Source organism: Haliea sp., from assembly GCF_040221975.1.
GTDB lineage: Bacteria > Pseudomonadota > Gammaproteobacteria > Pseudomonadales > Halieaceae > Haliea.
In genome coordinates this window covers 347,996-371,077 of sequence record NZ_JAVJWR010000031.1, presented here as the reverse complement: position 1 = coordinate 371,077, position 23,082 = coordinate 347,996, and the positions used below count along the sequence as shown (strand labels likewise).

The 23,082-nt window shown below is 64.3% G+C and carries 18 protein-coding genes; 10 read left to right on the top strand and 8 right to left on the bottom strand.

Features of this window, described 5'->3' with window-relative positions; genetic code table 11:
* Positions 1-104: 104 nt before the first annotated feature.
* From RLO07_RS14595 to RLO07_RS14585, 3 genes are all read left to right on the top strand, one after another.
* Positions 105-617 carry a TRAP transporter small permease subunit gene (locus tag RLO07_RS14595; RefSeq protein WP_462292865.1) on the top strand — a complete coding sequence of 171 codons (513 nt, stop codon included), beginning with the start codon at positions 105-107 and terminating at the stop codon, positions 615-617.
* Positions 617-1,978 carry a TRAP transporter large permease gene (locus tag RLO07_RS14590; protein WP_462292864.1) on the top strand — a complete coding sequence of 454 codons (1,362 nt, stop codon included), beginning with the start codon at positions 617-619 and terminating at the stop codon, positions 1,976-1,978. The genes RLO07_RS14595 and RLO07_RS14590 overlap by 1 nt, the downstream gene beginning before the upstream one ends.
* 85 nt (positions 1,979-2,063) lie before the next feature.
* Complete coding sequence (locus RLO07_RS14585) at positions 2,064-2,456, top strand: acyl-CoA thioesterase (protein WP_462292863.1); 393 nt, start codon at positions 2,064-2,066, stop codon at positions 2,454-2,456.
* Here RLO07_RS14585 and RLO07_RS14580 read toward each other — a convergent pair.
* Entirely contained in the window at positions 2,453-3,622 is a 1,170-nt protein-coding gene (locus RLO07_RS14580) for a TRAP transporter substrate-binding protein (RefSeq protein ID WP_462292862.1), read from the bottom strand. The two genes, RLO07_RS14585 and RLO07_RS14580, sit on opposite strands and share 4 nt — an antisense overlap.
* Positions 3,623-3,709: 87 nt before the next feature.
* Positions 3,710-5,860: a DNA helicase II gene (gene uvrD, locus RLO07_RS14575; protein ID WP_462292861.1), complete on the bottom strand. Its 2,151-nt coding sequence runs from the start codon at positions 5,858-5,860 to the stop codon at positions 3,710-3,712.
* 141 nt (positions 5,861-6,001) lie between these two features.
* Here uvrD and RLO07_RS14570 point away from each other — a divergent pair, with 141 nt between their 5' ends.
* Together RLO07_RS14570 and RLO07_RS14565 are read left to right on the top strand one after the other, a co-directional pair.
* Positions 6,002-7,030, top strand: coding sequence for an SPOR domain-containing protein (locus RLO07_RS14570; RefSeq protein WP_462292860.1), 1,029 nt, complete (start codon positions 6,002-6,004; stop codon positions 7,028-7,030).
* A 74-nt stretch (positions 7,031-7,104) separates the two neighbouring features.
* A complete protein-coding gene (locus RLO07_RS14565) occupies positions 7,105-7,473 on the top strand; it encodes a hypothetical protein (protein WP_462292859.1) in 369 nt (122 codons plus the stop codon).
* Positions 7,474-7,528: 55 nt separating this feature from the next.
* On the opposite strand, the gene RLO07_RS14560 is transcribed toward RLO07_RS14565, so the two are convergent.
* From RLO07_RS14560 to RLO07_RS14535, 6 genes are all read right to left on the bottom strand, one after another.
* Complete coding sequence (locus tag RLO07_RS14560; protein WP_462292858.1) at positions 7,529-8,443, bottom strand: hydrogen peroxide-inducible genes activator; 915 nt, start codon at positions 8,441-8,443, stop codon at positions 7,529-7,531.
* A gap of 18 nt (positions 8,444-8,461) precedes the next feature.
* Positions 8,462-9,286, bottom strand: a complete 825-nt coding sequence (gene fdhD / locus RLO07_RS14555; RefSeq protein WP_462292857.1) for a formate dehydrogenase accessory sulfurtransferase FdhD — start codon at positions 9,284-9,286, stop codon at positions 8,462-8,464.
* Entirely contained in the window at positions 9,267-12,167 is a 2,901-nt protein-coding gene (gene fdhF, locus RLO07_RS14550; protein WP_462292856.1) for a formate dehydrogenase subunit alpha, read from the bottom strand. The genes fdhD and fdhF overlap by 20 nt, the downstream gene beginning before the upstream one ends.
* Entirely contained in the window at positions 12,167-13,723 is a 1,557-nt protein-coding gene (locus tag RLO07_RS14545; RefSeq protein WP_462292880.1) for a formate dehydrogenase beta subunit, read from the bottom strand. Before RLO07_RS14545 ends, fdhF begins: the two co-directional genes overlap by 1 nt.
* Before the next feature lie 5 nt (positions 13,724-13,728).
* The gene (locus tag RLO07_RS14540) at positions 13,729-14,220 is read right to left on the bottom strand and encodes a formate dehydrogenase subunit gamma (RefSeq protein WP_462292855.1); all 492 of its coding nucleotides are present in this window, start codon (positions 14,218-14,220) and stop codon (positions 13,729-13,731) included.
* A 130-nt stretch (positions 14,221-14,350) separates the two neighbouring features.
* Positions 14,351-15,457 (bottom strand): S-(hydroxymethyl)glutathione dehydrogenase/class III alcohol dehydrogenase, encoded by a 1,107-nt coding sequence (locus RLO07_RS14535; RefSeq protein WP_462292854.1) that lies wholly within the window; start codon positions 15,455-15,457, stop codon positions 14,351-14,353.
* 107 nt (positions 15,458-15,564) lie between these two features.
* Here RLO07_RS14535 and RLO07_RS14530 point away from each other — a divergent pair, with 107 nt between their 5' ends.
* The 5 genes from RLO07_RS14530 (at position 15,565) to RLO07_RS14510 (ending at position 23,070) form a co-directional block, all read left to right on the top strand.
* On the top strand, positions 15,565-16,437 hold the full coding sequence (locus RLO07_RS14530; protein ID WP_462292853.1) for a LysR substrate-binding domain-containing protein: 873 nt from the start codon (positions 15,565-15,567) through the stop codon (positions 16,435-16,437).
* A 128-nt stretch (positions 16,438-16,565) separates the two neighbouring features.
* Positions 16,566-18,623 (top strand): molybdopterin-containing oxidoreductase family protein, encoded by a 2,058-nt coding sequence (locus RLO07_RS14525; RefSeq protein ID WP_462292852.1) that lies wholly within the window; start codon positions 16,566-16,568, stop codon positions 18,621-18,623.
* An 86-nt stretch (positions 18,624-18,709) separates the two neighbouring features.
* Positions 18,710-20,254, top strand: coding sequence for a phytoene desaturase family protein (locus tag RLO07_RS14520; RefSeq protein WP_462292851.1), 1,545 nt, complete (start codon positions 18,710-18,712; stop codon positions 20,252-20,254).
* Positions 20,251-21,870: a phytoene desaturase family protein gene (locus RLO07_RS14515; RefSeq protein WP_462292850.1), complete on the top strand. Its 1,620-nt coding sequence runs from the start codon at positions 20,251-20,253 to the stop codon at positions 21,868-21,870. Before RLO07_RS14520 ends, RLO07_RS14515 begins: the two co-directional genes overlap by 4 nt.
* A 3-nt stretch (positions 21,871-21,873) precedes the next feature.
* Entirely contained in the window at positions 21,874-23,070 is a 1,197-nt protein-coding gene (locus tag RLO07_RS14510; RefSeq protein ID WP_462292849.1) for an aminomethyltransferase family protein, read from the top strand.
* Positions 23,071-23,082: the final 12 nt, after the last annotated feature.

The following is a 23,082-nucleotide window of genomic DNA, read 5'->3' as shown; positions in this document are numbered from 1 at the left end:
AGGCCGGGCCGCGCAGGCCGCAGCCAAGAAGGCGGTCGCGGCTTGCGCCAGACTACAGGCGCTATGATACCCTGCACCGGTTTGATCAAAAAGACCAATAACCGATGTCCCTGCTTCCTCTCACTGTACGCGCCATAGACCGCTTTACCGAAGCCTGCGGCAGGCTCCTCTCCTGGCTGTTGCTGGCGATGGCGCTGCTGACCACTGCGGTGGTGCTGCTGCGCTACGGATTCAACACCGGCTCCATCATGGCCCAGGAGGCAATAATCTACCTGCATGGCTGCGTCTTCATGCTGGGCGCGGCCTACACCCTGAAACACGACGGCCATGTGCGCGTGGACATCTTCTACCGGCGCTTCTCGCCGCGAGGCCAGGCCTGGATCAACGCCCTGGGCGGTGTCCTATTCCTGATGCCGCTGTGCGGATTCATTTTTGTCTCCAGCTGGGACTACGTGGAGGCATCCTGGGTTATCCGTGAAACCTCGGCCGATGCCGGTGGCATTCCGGCGATGTTCCTGCTGAAAACCCTGTTGCCGCTGCTGGCCCTGAACCTGTTTCTCCAGGCCCTGGCGGAAACCCTGCGCAATGCCGCCATCCTGGTCGGAGGACGCGACTGATGGACGGCTACATCGCGCTCTACATGTTCGCCGCCATCTGTCTGCTGCTGATGCTGGGCTACCCGGTGGCTTTCACCCTGGCGGGCACGGCGCTGGCCTTTGCCGCGGTGGGGGTTATCGCCGGGCACTTCGACCCGGCATTCCTGGCGGCACTGCCGGCACGCATCTTCGGCACCATCAACAACGATACTCTGGTCGCGGTACCGCTGTTCATTCTGATGGGGGTGATCCTGGAGAAATCCCGGATTGCGGAACAGCTGCTCGGCACCATGTCGCGCAGCTTCGGTTCCCTGCGCGGCGGCCTGGGCATCGCGGTTGTTCTGGTGGGGATGCTGCTGGCGGCCAGCACCGGCATTGTCGGCGCCACGGTGGTTACCATGGGGCTGCTGTCCCTGCCGAGTATGCTCAAGGGCGGCTACAGTCCTTCGCTGGCGGCGGGGACCATCTGCGCCACCGGCACCCTGGGCCAGATCATCCCGCCGTCCATTGCCCTGGTGCTGCTCGGGGACGTGCTCTCCAATGCCTATCAGCAGGCGCAGCTGAGCATGGGGATTTTCAACCCCAAGACGGTTTCGGTCGGCGACCTGTTTGTGGGTGCACTGATCCCGGGGCTGTTGCTGGTGCTGTTGTATTTGACCTATGTCCTGGGTATCGCCCGCTTCCGCCCACACCTGGCTCCCAACGTCGAAACCGAACCGGTGGCCCTGTCCGAGCTGCTGGGCAGCCTGTTGCCGCCACTGGTACTGATCGCTGTAGTGCTGGGCTCCATTCTCGCCGGCGCCGCCACCCCCACCGAGGCCGCCGGGGTCGGTGCGGTGGGCGCCCTGTTGCTGGCCCTGGCCAAGGGCGAGATGCCCAGGTCACGACTGCGGGAGGCGGTCATCGATACCATGAAGGTCACCTGCATGGTGTTCATGATCCTGATCGGCGCCGCGGTATTTTCCCTGGTGTTTCGGGGCTTTGGCGGCGAGGACCTGATCCACCACTGGTTCGAACAGATGCCCGGCGGCGTTCTCGGCGCCACCCTGGTGGTCATGCTGGTGATCTTCCTGCTCGGCTTCATCCTCGACTTTATCGAGATCACCTTCGTGGTGGTACCGATTGTCGGGCCGGTGCTGCTGATGATGGGCGTGGACCCGATCTGGCTGGGTATCATGATCGCGATCAATCTGCAGACCTCTTTCCTCACCCCACCCTTCGGCTTTGCCCTGTTCTACCTGCGCGGCGTGGCGCCACCGGAACTGCGGACCAGTGCTATCTACCGGGGGGTGATTCCCTTTATAATCATCCAGTTGCTGGTATTGGCGACCCTCTGGATATGGCCTGCCCTGGCAACCTGGCTACCCGCTGCCGTGCAATAGGTCGGGCCGCGCAGGTCGGGCCGGGCCGCGCAGGCCGCGCAGGTGATGCCACACCATAAACCCCAAAACAACCACCAGGCACCCCATGAACGACATCGACTCCACCCCCATGCCCCAAGGCGACCTGGCTCTGCAGGTTGTCGCCATGCCGCGGGACACCAATGCCAGCGGCGACATCTACGGCGGCTGGCTGGTCTCGCAGATGGACATGGCCGGCTCCGTCACCGCTGCAGAGGTGGCCGGAGGCCGCGTGGCCACCGTGGCGATCGAGGGCATGGTCTTCCTCACCCCGGTCCATGTTGGCGCTGTCGTGGCCTGCTACTGCGACGTGCTGGAGGTGGGCCGCAGCTCGGTGCGCATCGTGGTGGAGGTCTGGATCAACTCCAAGCACGATGGCGAGCCGATCAAGGTAACCGAGGGCGAGTTCGTGTTCGTCGCGATCGACGAGAAGGGCCGGACCCGCGCCATCAGCAACTAGTCAGCCCGGTCCAGTACCTCATCCCGGGCATTGATATAGGACTGCTCGGAAATGTGGTGGTAGGCCCGCACCCCCTCGTAGAACTCGATGAAAGAGGCGTAGACCTTCGCCGCCATGGGATCCGAGGCTACCAGGTCCTTCATGGCCTGCTCAGCGGCGCGGTGAAAGGCCTGCATCACATCCTCCGGCAGCTCCCGCAGCTGCACCCCGTGATTGTCCACCAGCTGCTGCAGGGCTGCGTTGTTGCGTGCGGTAAATTCGTCGAGCATGTCCTGGTTGGCGGCGCGCGCGGCGACCGTAACAATGGCCTGCAGGTCCGGCGGCAGGGCCTCGTAGGCATCCTTGTTAATGATGAACTCGAGCATCGCGCCCGGTTCGTGCCAGCCCGGGTAGTAGTAGTACTTGGCCACCTCGTGCAGGCCCAGGGCCAGGTCGTTGTAGGGGCCTACCCACTCGGCGGCGTCGATTACCCCGGTCTGCAACGAGGTATACAGCTCCCCACCGGAGATCCGCACTGCGCTGCCCCCGGCAGCGGTGAACACCTCGCCCGCAAGCCCGGGGATACGCATCTTCAGACCCTGCAGATCCGCCAGGGAGTTGATCTCCTTGCGGAACCAGCCCGCCATCTGCACCCCGGAATTGCCCCCGGCAAAGGGAATCAGATTGGAGGGGGCATAGGCTTCCCGCCACAGCTCCAGGCCACCACCGTAATGCAGCCAGGCGTTGATCTCCTGGGCCGTCATGCCGAAGGGTATGGCGGTGAAGAACACCGAGGACGGCACCTTGCCCTTCCAGTAGTAGGACGCCCCGTGGCCGACCTCCGCCACCCCCTGGCGCACGGCGTCGAATACCTCGAAAGCCGGGACCATCTCGCCCGCCCCGTAGACCCGGGCCGTCAGGCGGCCATTGCTCATCTCGCCGACCATGCGCGCAAAGTTCTCCGGACCCGACCCCAGCCCCGGCAGGTTCTTGGGCCAGGTGGTGACGATCTTCCAGGTATAGCGGGCCTGGTCACCGCTGCCGGCCTGTACCCCGTCGCGCCCCGCCAGGGCGCCGATACCACCGCTGCGTTCGCTGGCCCAGAGGGCGATGACAACCACCAGCGCGGCCAGCAGAAGCAGGATGATGGCGGGAGCGTAGCGGCGTTCGAGGGGGGATGCGGCCATAGTCGTTTCTGCTTATCTTTGTGAAATCAGTGGGTTAGCCTTGCGCAAAAATTCTACCACACAACAGGTCGAGGCTGGCCCTGGGTGTCACAGCAACTGCAGCTTTGCATACTGCAGCACCAGCCACTTGCTACCCTCGAAGTCGAAGTTGACCTCCACCCGCGCGTTGTTGCCGCGACCCTCGAAGTTGAGTACCACCCCTTCGCCGAAGACCTGGTGATAGACCCGTTGTCCCAGGGCGATGCCGGTATCCGGTACCGCGGCCTGGGAGAGGGTGCTGACCGGGCGGCTGATGGCGGTGTGCAGGCGCACCTCCCGCAGCAGCTCGGCGGGAATCTCGCGGATGAAACGGCTCGGGGTGTTGTAGCTCTCGCTGCCGTGGATGCGGCGGGACTCGGCATAGGTAATGACCAGGCGCTGCATGGCGCGGGTAATGCCAACGTAGGCCAGGCGCCGCTCCTCCTCCAGCCGCCCGGGCTCCTCCAGGGACATGCGGTGGGGGAACAGGTTCTCCTCCATGCCCGCCAGGAACACCAGCGGAAACTCCAGACCCTTGGCCGAGTGCAGGGTCATCAGCTGCACGCTGTCCTCGAAATCATCGGCCTGGGTGTCGCCGGCATCCAGGGCGGCGTTGTCGAGAAACTGCTGCAGGGGTGACAGCTCCTCACCCTCGGGGCTGAACTGCTTGGCGGCGCTGACCAGTTCCTCCAGGTTCTCCACCCGGGCCTGGCCCTTCTCCCCTTTCTCGTTGCGGTGGAAATCCACCAGCCCGGAGCCCTCCAGTACATGCTCCACCAGCTCGTCCAGGGCGAGTTCATCGGTGCCGGAATCGAGCTCGTTGACCAGGACCTGAAACCCCTCCAGGGCGCTCAGGGCACGGGCCGGCAGCCGCTTTTCCTCGCGCGCGGCGTTGATCGCTGCCCACAGGGGAATGCCGCGCTCCCGCGCCAGTTCGCGCAGGGTCTCCAGGGTCTTGCTGCCGATGCCCCGCGGCGGGGTATTGATGACACGCTCAATGGCTGCATCGTCTCCGCGGTTGGTAAGTAATCGCATATAAGCCAGGGCATTGCGAATTTCCAAACGCTCGTAGAAGCGCTGGCCGCCGTAGATCCGGTAGGGAATGCCGCTGCGGATCAGCGCCTCCTCCAGCACCCGGGACTGGGCGTTGGAGCGGTAGAGGATAGCGACCGAGGCGCGCTCGTTGCCCTCGTTGATCCAGGCCTCCGCCTGTTCGACGATAAAGCGGGCCTCATCCTGCTCGTTGAAGCCGGCATAGACGGCGATGGGCTCGCCGGACTCGCCTTCCGTCCACAGCTCCTTGCCCAGACGCCCGAAGTTGTGGGCGATGACGCCATTGGCGGCCTGCAGGATGGTCTGGGTGGATCGGTAATTCTGCTCCAGACGCACGGTCCGGGTATTGCCGAAATCCTCGCCAAAGCGCTGGATATTCTCGATCTTGGCGCCGCGCCAGCCGTAGATCGACTGGTCGTCATCGCCCACCGCCACCACCGGGATGCGGTCACCCGCCAGCACCCGCAGCCAGGCGTACTGGATGGTGTTGGTGTCCTGGAACTCGTCCACCAGGATCTGGCGGAAGCGGCTGCGATAGTGCTGCAGTACCGCCGGGCTGTGCAGCCACAACTCATGGGCGCGCAACAGCAGCTCGGCAAAATCCACCAGCCCGCCGCGCTCGCAGGCCGTCTCATAGGTCCGGTAGACCTGCAGCATGGTCTGCGCGAACAGGTCCCCCGGCGGCGGATTGATATGGGCTGCCCGCAGGCCCTCGTCCTTCTGAGCGTTGATGTACCACTGGGCCTGCCGCGGTGGCCAGCGGGACTCGTCCAGCTCCAGCTCCCGGCACACCCGCTTGACCAGCCGCAACTGGTCGTCGCTGTCCAGAATCTGGAAATTCTGCGGCAGCTTCGCCTCCTTCCAGTGCGCCTTCAGCAGGCGGTGGGCGAGGCCGTGGAAGGTACCCACCCACATGCCGTGGGCGGGGATGTGCAGCATCTCCTCGATGCGCGAGCGCATTTCCTTGGCCGCCTTGTTGGTGAAGGTCACCGCAAGTATCGCCCAGGGCGACACATCCTGGGCCCTGATCAGCCAGGCGATACGGTGTACCAGCACCCGGGTCTTGCCGCTGCCGGCACCGGCGAGCACCAGCAGGTTGGGACTGTCGTCGGCGACGGCCTCGCGCTGGGCGTCGTTGAGAGGGGAGAGAATATCGGAAACATCCATCGCCGCATTCTACCCAATTTCCCACCCTCGCGAACGGGCAATTCCGCCCTTGTGGCGCGCAAACAGGAGTTGCCGCAGAGCATTGGGCGCGGCCCTCTGTTAAGATCCGCGATGGCCACAGGGTCAGACCGGAGTCAGACGATGAGTAACGACAGGCGCGACGATCAGGATCAGGACAAGTCCGCGGAGGATTGGAACCCCTGGCTGGATGAGGACTCCAGCGACGAGGACCTGCCCAGCTTCAGTCACGAAAGTGAGGAGGAAGCGGCGGAATTCCGCCGCTATGACGAAACCAACGTGCACGACCCCCTCGACGACGAGGATAGCGGCAGCGGGGATCCGGAGGAGGAACTCGAGCCCCCCGTCCTGCCCGTGCCGCCGCCCACCCCGGTCAGGGCCGCACCACCGGCCTACCGGCCGCCGGAGGACGCCCTGTCGTCCGAGGAGGAGGCGGATGATTACGACGATGTCGATTCCTGGGATGATGAAGAGCTGCGCGACGACGAATACCAGCCAACCGAGCCCGCGCGCTTTACCGATACCTGGCCCATCGGCCTGATCGCCGTTGCCGCACTGGCGCTGATACTGCTGGCCGCCGGCGGCTACGGCGTAATGAAGCAACGAGCGGCCATGGAGCAGGAAATTCGCGAGCTGCAGGCGCAGTTGGCGCTGGCCGCGAACCCGGACGAAGTCAGCAACGCCCGTGCCAGCCTCGGCAGCTTGCAGGAAGACAACCGCGAATTGCGTACCACCCTGGCCGCCTTGCGGGATGAAAACCGCCAGCTCAGCGACACCCTGGCGGGGCTGGAGCAGCAACTCGCCGCCCAGCGCAATGCCGCCGCGCGCGCCGATCCGGCACCGACACCGGCGACGGCCGCAACCCCGCGCCAGCCTGCGGCACAACCGGCATCGGCGGAGCCCGTCGCCGCAAGCAGCGGAGACTGGTTCGTCAATTTTGGCAGCTATAGCGAACGCAGCCTGGCCAAACAATGGGCGCAACGCTTGCAGCCAGGCTCGGGGCGGGTGACCGTGACCGACACCCAACGAGACGGCAGCACCCTCTACCGGGTACGCGTTGTCGGCCTGGCATCGGACAGCCAGGCGCAATTGGTGGCCAGGGCCCTGGAAAAGGAATACGGACTGCCCAAACTCTGGGTAGGCCGTGAGTAAGTGGCATCCGCAGCAGCTTGGCAGCGCCCCCCGGTGCTGCTAAGGTTCACCCAACCACTTTGAGGAGTACCATAATGAACGTTGTAAATTCCCTGCTGGCAGTATTGGCTCTGGGCAGCTCCATGGCCATGGCGGATTGTGTCCAGCCGGAAGCCCCCAGCCTGCCCGACGGCGCCTCCGCCACCATGGATGAGATGATCTCCGGCCAGCAAGCCGTGAAGACCTTCCAGGCCGCCAATCTGGAATACATGGGCTGCCTGGAGACCGAGTTCACCGCGGCGAAGAAGGAAATTGAGAGCGGCGAGGCAGAGGACCCGAAGGCGCTGCAGGCGGTCTACGAGCAGTCCATAGATGCCTACAACGAGGCCGTTTCCACCGAGGAGGCGGTCGCCGGCCAGTTCAATACTGAAATCCGCGAGTTCCGGGCAGCCAACCCGAGCTGATTCTCCCTCGCCGGGGTAACCCCCGGCCGCTACTCCACCCTGAATCCCCGGGCCACTACCGCGCTGCAGACGCAGTGTGGGCAGCCAGTTCTTTCTTGAACAGCCCCTTCAGCACCTCGATATTGCCCACGCCACCAAAATTGGGGCGTACGATAAACGCTATGGTCCGGTGCGGACCGGGTTCATCCAGGTGCAGGGCATTGAGCTCCGAGCTGCCCGAGAGCAACTGGTCCAATGCCATTTCCGGTACCAGGGTGGAACCCATGTGTCCCGCGACCATCTGGATCAGGGTGTAGAGGCTGGCGCCTTCCAGGGTTTCATCGAGGCTCGACGACTGCAGGTGGCAGACCGCCAGCGCGTGGTCCTTGAGGCAGTGACCATCCTTGAGCAGCATCAGGCTCAGCTCGCGCAGATCCCCGGCCTTGACCCGCGTACGCTTGCCCAGCGGGCTGTCCCGGTGGGTTACCAGGTACAGGTCCTCTTCCCAGAATGGAAATGCCAGCAAACCATCATGGCTGTAGGGCAGCGCCAGCACGGCGGTATCCAGCTCGCCCCTGCGTACCTTGTCCACCAGCACATGGGACTGCTCCTCGACGATGCTGAGGCGAAAATCCGGGTAGTTGCGCCGGACCGCGGGCAGCACCTTCGGCAGCAGGTATGGGCCAATCGTCGGAATGACACCCATGCTCAGGGGATAACTCAGGGGTTCCTTGCTGGTCTGGGCGAGGCGATAGATGTCCTCCAGCTCAACCTGGATCGCCGCTGCCCGCGCCAGGATTTTCTCTCCCGCGGGCGTTACCAGCACCTTCTTGTTGTCGCGCTCGAACAGCTGCGTGCCGAGCTGTGCCTCCAGCTCCGAAATGGCGGTGCTCAGGGCCGACTGGGAAATGGAGCAGTGCTCCGCCGCTTTCTTGAAGTGGCGGGTATCGGCAACTGCGAGGGCATAGGTGAGTTGTTTCAGCGAAATCATGACTCATTCTACCGCAATTCAATCCAGACGCTCCCCTCCCGCATACACTACCTGCCTGCCCGGGCGGGCGAAGCCCACCAGGGTCATGCCACACTGCCGCGCCGCGTCCACCGCCCGTGACGTGGCCGCGGACACAGCGACCAGCACTGCCATGTCCGCCCGCGCGGCCTTCTGCACCAGCTCGTAGCTGGCGCGGCTGGAGACCAGGGCAAACCCCGCGGGGCGCGGCCGATGTGTGGCCAGGGCGCCCACCAGCTTGTCGAGGGCATTGTGGCGGCCGACATCTTCCCGCAGCAGCAGGATGTCCCCGGCCGGGTCGCACCAGGCCGCGGCATGCATGCCGCCGGTGAGGCCGCCCAGCCGCTGAAGGCCGGGCAATGCCGCCAGGGCGCGCTGGACTGCGCGGTGGCTGATCCGGACGCCATCCGACACTGTCGGCACTGGCGCGGCGAAATAGTCCAGCGATTCGACGCCGCAGAGGCCGCAACCCGACTGACCCGCCAGGAACCGGCGCCGATCCTTGAGGGCCGCAAGGCGGTCGGAGGCCAGCGCAATCCGCAGCTCGATGCCCTGCTCGCAGAGGCACACCTCAATGTCATAGATCTGTCCGGGGTGCTCGACAATGCCCTCGCCGAGGCTGAAGCCCAGGGCAAAATCTTCCAGATCCGAGGCCGAGGCCATCATCACCGCGTGGGACACGCAGTTGTAGACCAGCGCCACCGGGGTCTCGTCGGCCAGGGTGTCCCGACTGGCGGACAACTCCCCCTCCCGCCAGGTGTGGATCGAGCTCGATGGCAACTCCTCTTCGGCCGCAGTGGGCGGGTCAGGCTGTTCCGGCTGCATCCTGCGTGGCCTCCACCGTTCCCCCCTTGGCAAGGCGCTGTTGCTCGCGCCCGAACTCGCTGTGTTCCTGTTGCCAGACGGAGGGTCCGGTAGCCTTGCGCACCTCAACCGCCGTCACCTTGTACTCGGGGCAGTTGGTGGCCCAGTCCGAGTTCTCGGTGGTGATGACGTTGGCCCCGCTTATGGGATGGTGGAAGGTGGTGTAGACCACGCCCGGCTGCACCCGCTCACTGAGGCTGGCATGCAGGGAGGTTTCCCCCACCCGGCTGGCGATGCTCACCCGGTCACCCTCACTGATGCCGCGATCCCCGGCGTCGTGGGGATGGATTTCCAGGATGTCCTCGGGGTGCCAGGCACTGTTGGCGGTGCGCCGGGTCTGGGCGCCGACATTGTACTGGGACAGGATCCGCCCCGTGGTCAGCAATAGCGGGAAGCGGCGGGTGACCTTTTCCTCGGTGGGTACGTACTCGGTCACCACAAACCGCCCCTTTCCGCGCACGAATGCTTCCACGTGCATTATCGGGGTGCCATCGGGCGCGGCGTCATTGCAGGGCCACTGGATCGAGCCCTCCTGCTCCAGTCGCGCATAGCTGACACCCTGGAAGGAGGGCGTCAGGCTGGCGATCTCGGCCATGATCTCGGCAGGATGTTGATAGGACATCGGGTAGCCGAGGGCAGTGGACAGGGCCATGGTCGCTTCCCAGTCGGCCTTCCCCGCCAGCGGCGTCAGCACCCGGCGCACCCGTGAAATGCGTCGCTCGGCGTTGGTAAAGGTCCCGTCCTTTTCCAGGAAAGAAGCGCCCGGCAGGAACACATGGGCGAACTTGGCCGTTTCGTTGAGGAAGATATCCTGCACGATCAGGCAGTCGAGGTTACGCAGGGCCGCCTCGACGTGCTGGGTGTTGGGATCGGACTGGGCGATGTCCTCGCCCTGGCAGTACAGGGCGCGGAAGTTGCCCGCCAGGGCTTCATCGAACATGTTGGGGATGCGGAAGCCAGGCACCGGGTCCAGCTCCACCTGCCAGCTGCGCTCGAATCGGCTGCGGACGCCGTCATCGCCCACCGGCTGGTAACCGGGCAACTCGTGGGGGAAGGAGCCCATGTCGCAGGACCCCTGCACATTATTCTGCCCGCGCAGGGGGTTCACCCCCACCCCCCGACGGCCGATATTGCCGGTCAGCATCGCCAGGTTGGCGATGCCCATGACCATGGTCGACCCCTGGCTGTGCTCGGTGACCCCGAGGCCGTAGTAGATGGCGCCGTTGCCGCCTGTGGCATACAGCCGCGCCGCCGCCCGCAGGGCCTCGGCATCAATGCCCGTGACTGCCGCCATCTGCTCGGGAGCATGACGGGGATCGCGGATAAACTCCAGCCACTCCCGGAAGGCTTCCTGCTCACAGCGCTGCGCGATGAATTCCCGGTCTTCCAGGCCCTCGCTGACGATGACATGGGCCATGGCGTTGATAAAGGCCACGTTGGTACCGGGGCGCAGCGGCAAATGGTAATCGGCACGGATATGCGGTGACTGCACCAGGTCGATGCGGCGGGGGTCGACCACGATCAGCCGCGCACCGGCGCGCAGGCGGCGCTTGAGCCGGGAGGCAAACACCGGGTGGCCGTCGGTGGGATTGGCGCCGATCACCATCACCACGTCGGCGGAATCCACGGAATCGAAGTCCTGGGTACCGGCGGATTCGCCGAGCGTCCTTTTCAGACCGTAACCGGTAGGGGAATGACAGACCCGGGCGCAGGTGTCGACATTGTTGTTGCCGAAGGCCGCGCGCACCATCTTCTGCACCAGGTAGGTCTCTTCGTTGGTGCAGCGGGATGAGGTAATACCGCCGATGCTGTCGCGCCCGTACTGCTGCTGGACTTCGCGCAGGCGCCTGGCGGCATGGGCAATCGCCTCCTCCCAGGACACGACCTGCCAGGGCTGGTCGATGCTGTCGCGGATCATCGGCGTGGTGACACGGTCCGGGTGGGTGGCGTAACCAAAGGCGAAGCGCCCCTTCACACAGGCGTGGCCCCGGTTGGCACCCCCATCCTTCCAGGGCAGCATGTTGACCACCTGCTCACCCTGCATCTCCGCCCTGAAGCCACAGCCGACGCCACAGTAGGCGCAGGTGGTGACCACAGAGTGCTCGGGCTGGCCCTGCTCGATGATGCTGTTTTCCATCAGCGTGGCCGTGGGACAGTGCTGAACGCAGGCGCCGCAGGACACACAGTCCGAATCCATGAAAGGCTGCTCCGAGCCCGCCGCCACCCGGGAGTCAAAGCCGCGGCCGGCGATGGTCAGGGCGAAGGTGCCCTGCACCTCCTCACAGGCGCGCACGCAGCGGGAACAGACGATGCACTTCGCGGGGTCGAAGGTGAAATAGGGATTGGAGTGGTCCTTTTCCGCCTGCAGGTGATTTTCTCCTCCTTCGGGATAGCGCACCTCGCGCAAGCCAACGGCACCCGCCATGTCCTGCAGTTCGCAGTTACCATTGGCGGCGCAGGTCAGGCAATCGAGGGGGTGATCGGAGATATACAGCTCCATCACGTTGCGGCGCAGGCGCGCCAGCTTGCCGTTCTGGGTGGTCACGGCCATGTCCGCTTCCACCGGCGTGGTGCAGGAGGCCGGATAGCCCTTGCGGCCAGCGATTTCCACCAGGCACAGGCGGCAGGAGCCGAAGGCATCCAGGGCATCCGTGGCGCACAGTTTCGGGATGTTGATTCCCGCCAGCGTTGCCGCGCGCAGGACCGAGGTGCCTTTGGGGACCGCGACCGCGCGACCATCGATGGTCAGTTCCACGGTTTCCAGCGCCGCGTAGCCCGCGCTGTACTCGGGCAGGGGCGCGGGAGTGCCGTAATCACGCTCCGGTTCGTAGATGTGCAGCATCAGACTGACTCCCGAGAATCCGTCGATTCCCTCTGGGTATTGAAATCTTCCGGGAAATGCCGGACAGCGCTCAGCACCGGGAACGGCGTCATCCCGCCCATGGCACAGAGGGAACCATCCGTCATGGTTTCACAGAGCTCCTCCAGCAGTGCCAGGTTCCCCTCCGGGTCCACAGCCAACTGGTCGATTACCTCGACCCCGCGGGTGCTGCCGATGCGGCAGGGGGTGCACTTGCCGCAGGACTCCACCGCGCAGAATTCCATGGCGAAGCGCGCCTGCTGGCGCAGGTCCACCGTATCGTCAAAGGCGACGATGCCGCCGTGGCCCAGCATTGCCCCCATGGCGGCGAAAGCCTCGTAGTCCAGGGGCGTGTCCCACTGTGTTTCCGGCAGGTAAGCGCCCAGCGGGCCGCCCACCTGCACCGCTCGCAGGGGCCGACCGCTGCGGCTGCCGCCGCCAAAGTCATACAGCAGTTCGCGCAGGGTGGCGCCAAAGGCCAGCTCCACCAGGCCACCGCGGGCAATATTGCCCGCCAGCTGGAACGGCAGCGTGCCCCGGGAGCGGCCCATGCCGCAGTCTGCATAGGTCTGGGGCCCCCGATCCAGAATGAACGGCACGGCCGCCAGCGACAGGACGTTGTTGACAATTGTCGGCTGGCCGAACAACCCTTTCACGGCGGGCAACGGCGGCTTGACCCGGACCATGCCGCGTTTCCCTTCCAGGCTCTCCAGCAGCGCAGTTTCCTCGCCGCAGATGTAGGCACCCGCCCCGAGTCGGACTTCAAGGTCAAAACGATAGCCGCTGCCACACAGGTCTTCGCCGAGATAACCCGCCTGACTGGCGCGCTCGATAGCCTCGTTCATGATGCGCTGCGCCAGGGGATATTCCGAGCGGAGATAGATATAGCCCTGCGTGGCCCCCACCGCGAGCCCCGCGATAATCATGCCCTCAACCAGCATGTACGGATCGCACTCCATCACCAGACGGTCGGCAAAGGTACCGGAGTCACCCTCGTCGGCATTGCACACCACATACTTCTGTGAGGACGGAGCCTTCAGCACCGTCTGCCACTTGATGCCCGTCGGGAAGGCCGCACCACCGCGGCCGCGCAGGCCGGAGTCGGTCACCCAGCGTACGATGTCTTCCTTGTCCATAGTCAGGGCGCGCGCCAGGCCCTGAAAACCACCCAGCTCGATATAGTCATCCAGCGACAGCGGATCGCTCAGGCCCAATCTGGAAAAGGTCAGTCGCTGCTGCTTGCGCAGGAAGGGAATATCCTCCGGCCGCCCCTGAAAAAGCGCATGCTGCGAAGCTCCCGAACACAGGCCCGCCTCGAACAGTCCGTTGACATCCTCCGCCCGTACCGGGCCGTAGGCTACCCGGCCGGCGGGGGTCTCGACCTCGACCAGCGGCTCCAGCCAGGACAGACCCCGTGAGCCATTACGCACCAGCTGAAGGTCGATTTCACGCGCCCTGGCCTCGTGCTCCACCGCCGCCGCTACCGCATCCGCACCCAGCGACAGAGCCGTGGTATCAGAGGGCACAAAGATCCGCACAACCTTCACTGTACTTTCACCACATCGCTGCTCAACTCGTCTACCAGTGCATCGAACACTGTTTCCGAGACGCGACCATGGACGGCGTCGCCGATTCGCACCGAAGGTCCGCAGGCACAATTCCCCAGGCAGTACACGGGTTCCAGGCTGATCCGGGCATCCCCCGTGGTTGCGTGGTAACCAATACCCAATCGTTGCTTGGCATGCCGTTCCAGGTCTCGCCCACCTACCGCCTGACAAGCCTCCGCCCGACAGATTTGCACGACGGCACTTCCCGGCGGCGTGGATCGAAAATGATGATAAAAGCTGAGTACACCTGCGATTTCTGCCCGACTCTGGTTGAGCGCTTCAGCAACTGCCGCGATGGCCTCAGCCGGGATATAGCCCAGCCCATCCTGAATTGCATGCAATATCGGCAATAGCGCACCGGGCCTGTGCCGATGAGTGGAAATGGCAGCCTCGATAACCCCGGGCCGCACTGCGGTCGCTTCAACCATGACACTACCTCAAGTCATTGAAATGTCGTGCAGCGTCGCAATGAGTATACATAAACAGGCACGCCGTTTGCCAAATGCCAGGAGCCGTGTGTAACCACTGTTCACCCAGGCGTGAAGCTGTGAAGACAACTCAGTACAGCACTACCGAACGGATGCTTTCCCCTGAGTGCATCAGATCGAAGGCCTTGTTGATGTCGTCCAGCGGCATGGTGTGGGTAATCAGGTCGTCGATATTGATCCGCCCGTCCATATACCAATCGACAATCTTTGGCACGTCGGTCCGCCCCCGGGCACCACCGAAGGCCGTACCCCGCCAGGAGCGCCCGGTCACCAACTGGAATGGACGGGTGGAGATTTCCTGGCCGGCGCCCGCCACGCCGACAATACAGCTCTGGCCCCAGCCCTTGTGGCAGCACTCCAGGGCCTGGCGCATGACATTCACGTTACCGATGCACTCAAAGCTGTAGTCCACCCCGCCGCCGGTCATCTCGATGAGATGCTCGACCACGTTGTCGACATCTTTGGGATTTACGAAGTCCGTCATGCCAAACTGCCGTGCCAGCGGGACCTTGGCCGGATTAAGGTCCACGCCGATGATGCGGCTGGCGCCGACCATGCGCGCACCCTGGATGACATTCAGCCCTATGCCACCAAGACCAAACACAGCCACCGTGGCGCCCGCCTCGACTTTCATGGTGAAAGCGACTGCGCCAATGCCGGTCGTTACCCCACAACCGATGTAGCAGATCTTGTCGAAAGGGGCGTCCTTGCGCACCCTGGCCAGCGAAATTTCAGGCAGCACCGTGTAATTGGAAAACGTAGAGCAGCCCATGTAGTGCAGAATGGGCTTTCCGTCGAGGGAAAAACGACTGGTTCCGTCGGGCATCACACCCTGGCCCTGAGTCGCCCTGACGGCCTGGCACAGGTTGGTCTTGGGATTGAGGCAGAAATTGCACTCGCGGCACTCGGCAGTGTACAGAGGAATAACATGGTCGCCCTTCTGCAAACTCTTCACGCCTGGGCCGACGTCGACCACCACACCAGCACCTTCATGTCCGAGGATGGCTGGAAAGGCGCCTTCCGGGTCGTCACCTGACAGGGTAAACGCGTCGGTATGGCAGACCCCCGTTGCCTTGATTTCAACCAGTACCTCACCATGGCGCGGGCCATCCAGGTCCACTTCCACGACTTGCAGAGGCTTGCCAGCCTCAAATGCGACCGCTGCCCGGGTCTTCATATGGCGTCTCCAATCTTGAGAATTGTCAGGCAACGCCAGTCTATTTTGTTCACATATGAAGATTAACCAGGATATCATGGAATAACTATTTCCATAAGGAAACAATCGTGCACAAATGGGAGGGCATCGACGCCTTTGTCAGCGTCGTTCAGCACGGGAGTTTTTCCCGAGCTGCCGATGCACTGGGTGTGTCGAAGTCACACGTGAGCAAACAGATTGTGTTGCTGGAATCCCGCCTCGGCGCACAATTACTGGTACGCACGACGCGGAAACTGTCAGTGACGGAGGTCGGCCAGGCTTTCTTTCTGCGCTGTCAGGACGTTCTCACCACTCTCACGGAAGCGGAAGACGCCGTCCAGGACTTGCAGGAACGGCCTCGCGGGCGCCTGAGAATAACGGTGGCCGGTGCCTTTGGCGAAGACTTTATCGCACCCGCAGCGGCGGATTTCATGGGCCAACACCCGGGAATCACTATCGACATCGACTTCAACAATCGCCTGGTCGATCTCATAGCTGAGGGGTACGACATCGCCATCCGGGCCGGAACCCTGCGGGATTCTTCGCTGATTGCGCGCCGCATCTGCAGTCGCCGGCTGGTCACCTGCGGCGCACCGGGCTATCTGGAACGCTATGGCAGCCCGCATGACGTGGCATCACTCGTCAATCACAACTGCCTTGTCGGCACCCTCAACAGCTGGCGGTTCAGGGACCAGCAGCGCAATTTCGACCTCGAAGTGAACGGAACCTGGCGCAGCAACAACGGCCGGGCACTGGTCCATGCCGCGACCTCAGGCATGGGACTGGTGCAGCTCCCCGACTTCTATATCCGCAGGGCAGTCGATGACGGGAAACTCATGCCGGTTCTGGACCGGTTCAAGCCAACCGATACCGCAGTTTGGGCGGTGTACCCACACAACAGGCACTTGTCGGCAAAGGTAAGGTTGTTTGTAAACCACCTTGCGGAGGTGTTGCCCGACTGAATGGGCGCGGAAGCGGCACACGAGATGGTGCTCGAGATCTGTGCCCACAACCCGCGCGCCGCTGGCTGGCGTCGTTTTCCCCCGACTGCCATACTCGAACAAAGGTTGAACCACGAGGGCGATACACCATGAGCGACGCAGCCCCTGACGGCGGCAAGGCGCCCGGCGGTCCAGTAAGCCATTCGGCAGTATGCCCCCTCGACTGTGCCGACACCTGCAGCCTCGCTATCGACCTGCAGGACGGGCGGGTAAGCCGAGTCCGCGGCAGTACTGCCAACCCCTTCACCCGCGGCAGGATCTGCGCGAAGGTCGCGCAGGCGCTGCCGAGCCAGGTTCACGGCGAGGGGCGCCTGCTGCGGCCGCTGCTGCGCGAAGGCTCCAGGGGCTCGGGCAGGTTCCGTCCGGCAAGCTGGGACGAGGCCCTGGACGCGGTCTACGAGGGCTTCGACCGGGTCCGGGTCCGCTACGGCAGCGAGGCTATCGCACCACTCTACTATGGCGGTCCCATGGGGCTGCTCGCCCACGGCTCGATGGACAAGCGCTTCTTTCACCGTCTCGGTGCCAGCCGGGTGGACGCCTCGCCGCTCTGTGCGGGCGTGTCGGATGCGGCCTGGAACAGCGTCTTCGGTGATATCGGCGGCATTCCCTTTACTGAACTGGGTGACGCCCGACTGATCGTGGTCTGGGGTAACAACATCACCAACTGCAACCTGCACCTGACCACACTGATCCGCGACGAACGCTCCCGCGGTGCCCGCCTGGTGGTGATCGACCCGAAACGCACCCGCATCGCCCGGGACGCCGATCTACACCTCCCCTTGCTGCCCGGGACCGACGTCGTCCTGGCCTACGCAGTCGCGGCGGAACTCGAGCGCATGAATGCCATCGACACCGCTTTTGTGGAAACGTGGGTCAGCGGAACGGAGGCGTTTCTCGCCGAGGCGCGCAGGTATCCGGTCGAGCGCGCGGCCGGGCTCTGTGGCCTGCCAGCGGAGCAGATCCGTCAGTTCGCCCGCCTCTGGCGCGACCTGTCGCCGGCGGCCATGACCGTTGGCGTGGCGCCGGAGCGCAACCGCAACGGCGGCGCCGGGCTGCGCGCGGCCTATGCGCTGCCCGCCCTTACCGGTAATTTCGGACCGCGCGGTGCGGGCATCTGCAACGTCTCCGGCTTTTTCCCCATTGCGGAGGACGCCCTCGCACGGCCCGACCTGGCGCCGGATGGCATTCGGGAACTGAACGTCCTGGATATCCCCGCACTGGTAATGGCACCCGGCGACTCGACACCGCTGCGAGCGCTGTTCATCTACAACCACAATCCGGTAGCGGTGCATCCAGAGGCCGCCGCCATGCAGGCAGCCCTGCGTCACGAGGACCTGTTCGTGGTCGGGTCAGACCTGACCATGACCGACTCGATGGCACTTGCGGATGTAATCCTGCCGGCCGCGACGCATCTCGAGTACGGAGATCTCTACTGCGCCTATGGCCACACCTACCTGCAGCGCTCGGCACCGGTCATGACACCGCTCGGCGACTGCCTGCCCAACACGGAACTGTTCCGACGCCTGGCCCGGCGCTTTGGCTTCACCGAGAACTGTTTCCGCGATTCGGACGCGGCACTCATGGACCAGGCCATTGCCGCTGATCACCCTGCCCTTGCAGGCCGTCGCCCCAGTGAACTGCCCACCGATACCGCCATCGATATGACGGCAACGCCGGCTCCTTCGGTGATCCGGCACGGGCCGCCGCGGACACCCAGCGGCCGAATCGAGCTCTACAGCGAGAAGCTCGCGGCTCAGGGCGACGCGCTGCCGCGCTTCAAGTCCCTGGCCAACCCCAGGCGCTTTATCCTTGTCAGCCCGGCCTCGGAGCGGCGGATCAATTCGACCTTTGGCGGGCTGGCATCTCACCGTGACGATATCGCCTGTGAGATGCATCCCCGGGACGCTGCTGACTTGTCCCTGGCAAACGGCGCACAGGTCCGACTTCACAACGACCAGGGCGCCGTGGTGCTGCCGCTATGGATCACCGACGATGTACGCCCGGGCACCGTGTTTGTCCCCAAAGGCGCCTGGATCGGCGACAGTCCGACGGGGCAGACCGTGAACGCGCTCATCCCGGGACACCGCGCGGACCTCGCCGGAGGTGCCTGCTACTACGATTGCACGGTTGACGTCGCCCCGCTGTGATACAAGTCCCGGCGTATAGGCGCGGTCGCCGCGTCTGAGGCGCCCCCCTAGGCTTCCGCTATCTGACACGAGAGCGGGAGTGGGGCTTGGACCGCTACGACACCATTATCGTTGGCGCTGGCCATAACGGCCTGATCTGTGCCGCCTACCTGGCCCGGCACGGTCAACGCGTGTTGCTTGTCGAGGCCGGCGACGGCGCCGGCGGCCTCGCCACCACCCGGGAGTTCCACCCGGGGTTCCACGTTGCCGCTGCGCACACGGTCTACCAGTTTTCGCCGCAGGTCGCCAAGGATCTGGCGCTGGAAAAGCATGGCTACACGAGCAGCGGCGAGCCGCTGGCGACCGTCGGCCTGGATCCGGAAGGAAACCACGTTGCGCTAACTGCCGGGGGTGTCAGTGGCGTCGATGCCGCGGACGCGGCCAGCTACAGGCGTTACCGGGCAGCTCTGGAGACCTTCCGCGACGCCCTGGCCCCGTTCTGGATGAAGCGGATGCCGGGCATCGGTGGCAATAGCGCGAAGGAGCTGCTCACCTTCGCCCAACTGGGCCTGCGCCTGCGCCGCCTCGGCCGGGAGGACATGCTCGAGTTCTTCCGCGTGGCGACCTTGCCCATGCGCGATCTCATGGATGAGCATTTCACCAACGATCGCCTCAAGGCCGCACTCAGCTGGGACGGCATCATCGGCGGCCGACTCGCACCCCGCTCGCCCAATCAGAGTGTACTCATGCTGCTCTACCGTCTCTGCGGCGAACACGGCGGCCAACACGTGGTACCGAAAGCAGGCGTGCGGGGACTGATCGACGCGCTGGTGGCCGCGGCGACGGATGCGGGCGCCCAGCTGCAACTGGGCACAGCGGTCAGGCAAATCCTCATCGAAGGCGACGAGGCCGGGCTGCGTGCCACCGGTGTCGAGCTCGCGAGCGGCAAGCGTATCGCCGCAGACCGCGTGGTCTCTTCCGCGGACCCCCAACGCACCTTTCTCGAACTCGTTGGCCCCAGATACCTGGAGATCGAGTTCAGCAACCGCATTCGCCGGCTCCGCTGCGAAGGCTATGTCGCCAAGCTCCACCTTGCCCTGGCTGAAGAACCCCGGTTCTCCGGTCTCGAGCGGGCGGACGGACGGATGATCATGGCGCCCAACCTTGACGCCATCGAGTTCGCCTTCGACGATGCCAAGTATGGTCAGTGCTCCAGCAACCCTGTCATGGAGGTTGTGATCCCAAGCCTTCGGGAGCCGGCCCTGGCGCCAGCAGGGCAGCATCTGCTCTCTGCCCACGTGATGTATGTGCCCGCCACGCTCAAGGGGGGCTGGACCACTGAGGCCCAGGAGGCGCTGACCTCGCGCCTCCTCGACGAACTGGAGCGCTACGCCCCGGGGCTGCGGAAACTCGTGCTGCATGCGGAGCTGCTGACGCCCGCAGATCTGGAGACCCTGCACGGTGTAACCGGCGGCCACTGGCACCACACGGAATTCGCCATTGACCAGTTGCTGATGATGCGGCCCACCTACGAGGCCGCCCAGTACGCGACGCCCATCCCCGGCCTGTTCCTCTGCGGCGCGGGCAGTCACCCCGGTGGCGGCCTGTCGGGCGCCCCCGGTCACAACGCGGCGCAGGTGATCCTGTCGTGAAGCGCTACGACGCCATCGTTATTGGTGCGGGCCACAATGGCCTTACCAATGCTGCCTACCTCGCCCGGGCCGGACTCGACGTCGTGGTGCTGGAAAAAAACGACTATATCGGCGGCGCCGCGGTCACCCGGGAGCTGCAGGAGGGCTGGCACTACTCCAGCTGCTCCTACGTCTGCAGCATGATGCGTCAGTCCCTGCACCGCGACCTCGATCTCTCCCGCCACGGGCTGCTGCTCGTACCCTACCTGGGCACGGTGGCCTTCGGTGACGACGGCAGCACCCTGATCGACTACCCGGATGAAGGGGCGCACTACCTGGAGCTGCAGCGCCACTCGCCGCACGACGCCGACGCCATGTCGCGCTTCCAGGCTGACCTCGGCCGCTACGCGCAGCTGATCCGCAAGACCCTGATGCGCACGCCGCCGGATCCGGCGTCTCTCAAACCGCGGGATATCCGCGAAATGCTGTTCCTGGCAAAGGAATTCCGGGCGCTCGGGGAGCGCGAGCTCTATGAGTACATCCGCTTCTTTACCATGAGCGCGGCGGATTTCCTCGACGACTACTTCGAAAACGATCTGGTCAAGGCCGCCATGGCCAGCCCCGGCATCATCGGCACGGCGCTGGGCGTCCAGTCCCCGGGCTCCGCCTACATCCTGCTGCACCACGTGATGGGGGACGTCGACGGCAACGTGGGTGCCTGGGGCCTGGCGCGCGGCGGCATGGGCGCCATCTCCCAGGCCATCGCCAGCGCGCTGCGGGAAGCGGGCGGCGAAATCCGCACCTGCGCCGGGGTGGAACGCATCGTTGTGCGCAACGGCACCACCGTGGGTGTGGCACTGGAGAATGGCGATGAGCTCCACGCCAATATCGTCGTGTCCAACCTCGATGCCAAGCGCACCTTCACCAAGCTCCTGCAGCCAGAGGAATTGCCGCCGCGCATCCTCGAGCGGGCACAGAATTTCAAGATCCGCGGCTCTTCCGGCAAGGTCAACATCGCGCTCTCGGGCCTGCCGCGCTTCAAGGGGCTACCCGACAACCGCTATATCAACCGCGGTGGCCAGACCTTCGCGGGCTCGCTGGAAACCATGGAGCGCGCATACGACGCCTGGAAACGCGGCACCTGGTCCGAAGACCCGTTCATTGAATCGATAATACCGAGTGCCTGGGACCCGACCGTAGCACCGGCCGGGAAGCACTGGATGTCAAATTTCGTCCAGTACTGCCCGCCGGAACTGGCCGACGGCCCCTGGACCCCGGAAAAACGTGACGCCTTCGGCCAGACCGTGATCAACAAGCTGGAGCGCTACAGCCCCGGCTTCAAGGACCTGATCGTGCACATGGAGGTGCGCACGCCTCACGAAATCGAGGCCGAGATCGGACTTACGCAGGGCAACATCTTCCAGGGGGAGCTCACCATCGACCAGTTGCTCTTCAACCGTCCATTCCCCGGCTATGGGCAGTACCGCATGCCCCTGCGCAACTTCTACATGTGCGGTTCATCGACGCACCCTGGCGGCGGCGTCTCCGCGGCCTGCGGTGCCAACGCGGCGCGGGAAATCCTCCGCGACCTGAAAAAGCCCAACGTTGTCCCCGACGACGATTGCTACGACGAGTAGGCCATGGAACACGCAGACCCCTTTGCCGGCGAACGGCTCAAGCTCTCTCCCTTCCATGCCAGGCAGGCGCCCATGAACCTGCGCGATGCCTGGTCCAGCTGGAACAGCTACAAGTTCGCCGATTACTACTACGACGCCCAGTACGAGTACTTTTGTATCCGCAACACCTGCGGCACCTACGACATCTGCCCCATGCAGAAGTACGAGATCCGTGGCGCCGACGCTCTCGCCATGCTCAACCGGATGGTGACCCGGGACGTGGCGAAACTGAAGGTCGACCGGGTGACCTACTGCTGCTGGTGTACCGACGAGGGGCGCATGATCGACGACGGCACCATTTTCCGGCTCGGTGACGATCACTACATGCTGACCTGCGGCAGCCCCTGCCTTGCCTGGCTGCGCAAAAGCGCCCTCGGCTTCCATGACCTGACGGTACGGGATATCAGTGAGGAGCGTGCGGGTCTGTCCCTGCAGGGGCCCACCGCCTGCGCGGTACTCAAGGCCATGGGGCTTGCGGACATCGAGCAGCTGAAGCCCTTCGGGATCCTGCGCTTCGATTTTCGCGGAGACACCCTGATGGTTTCCCGAACCGGCTTCACCGGCGATCTGGGCTATGAACTCTGGATCGACCACTCACTGGCCCTGGATCTCTGGGACGCGCTCTACAGTGCCGGCGATCACTACGGCATTCACCCCTACGGCGAGGCGGCCACCAACATGGCGCGCCTGGAGGCGGGCTTCATCATGCCCGCCATGGAGTTCAACGAGGCGCTGAAGACCGTGAACTTCCAACTTGACCAGACACCGTTCGAACTCAATCTCGGCTGGCTGGTGGATTTCCGCAAGCCTCACTTCAATGGTCGCAGCGCCCTGCTCCGCGAGCGGGAAAAGGGGCCGAAATACACACTCGTGAAGCTGGACGTCGAGGGTAACAAGCCAGCCAACGATGCGATCCTCTATGCCAGCCGGCGCTGCAGGCAGGAAATCGGCTACGTGACATCCGCCATGTGGTCACCGGCAGCAAAAGCCAATATCGCTCTCGCCATGGTCAGGACCAGGTATCTGACCGGCGATATCTTCGCCGAGATCTACTATCCGAAAGAGCTGCGCCCCTATCGCAAGGTGGCGCGCTGCACGGTACGTGACAAGCCCTTCTGGGCACCTGCGCGCACCCGCCAGACTCCCGCGCCCGACCAGTGAATCCAGTGCCTG

Coding starts and splice junctions, on each gene's coding strand:
- RLO07_RS14585 (WP_462292863.1), top strand. CDS start 2,064: ATGAACGACATCGACTCCACCCCCATGCCCCAAGGCGACCTGGCTCTG.
- RLO07_RS14560 (WP_462292858.1), bottom strand. CDS start 8,443: ATGATTTCGCTGAAACAACTCACCTATGCCCTCGCAGTTGCCGATACC.
- RLO07_RS14590 (WP_462292864.1), top strand. CDS start 617: ATGGACGGCTACATCGCGCTCTACATGTTCGCCGCCATCTGTCTGCTG.
- RLO07_RS14525 (WP_462292852.1), top strand. CDS start 16,566: ATGAGCGACGCAGCCCCTGACGGCGGCAAGGCGCCCGGCGGTCCAGTA.
- RLO07_RS14580 (WP_462292862.1), bottom strand. CDS start 3,622: ATGGCCGCATCCCCCCTCGAACGCCGCTACGCTCCCGCCATCATCCTG.
- RLO07_RS14510 (WP_462292849.1), top strand. CDS start 21,874: ATGGAACACGCAGACCCCTTTGCCGGCGAACGGCTCAAGCTCTCTCCC.
- RLO07_RS14535 (WP_462292854.1), bottom strand. CDS start 15,457: ATGAAGACCCGGGCAGCGGTCGCATTTGAGGCTGGCAAGCCTCTGCAA.
- RLO07_RS14595 (WP_462292865.1), top strand. CDS start 105: ATGTCCCTGCTTCCTCTCACTGTACGCGCCATAGACCGCTTTACCGAA.
- RLO07_RS14540 (WP_462292855.1), bottom strand. CDS start 14,220: ATGGTTGAAGCGACCGCAGTGCGGCCCGGGGTTATCGAGGCTGCCATT.
- fdhD (WP_462292857.1), bottom strand. CDS start 9,286: ATGCAGCCGGAACAGCCTGACCCGCCCACTGCGGCCGAAGAGGAGTTG.
- RLO07_RS14565 (WP_462292859.1), top strand. CDS start 7,105: ATGAACGTTGTAAATTCCCTGCTGGCAGTATTGGCTCTGGGCAGCTCC.
- RLO07_RS14570 (WP_462292860.1), top strand. CDS start 6,002: ATGAGTAACGACAGGCGCGACGATCAGGATCAGGACAAGTCCGCGGAG.
- uvrD (WP_462292861.1), bottom strand. CDS start 5,860: ATGGATGTTTCCGATATTCTCTCCCCTCTCAACGACGCCCAGCGCGAG.
- fdhF (WP_462292856.1), bottom strand. CDS start 12,167: ATGCTGCACATCTACGAACCGGAGCGTGATTACGGCACTCCCGCGCCC.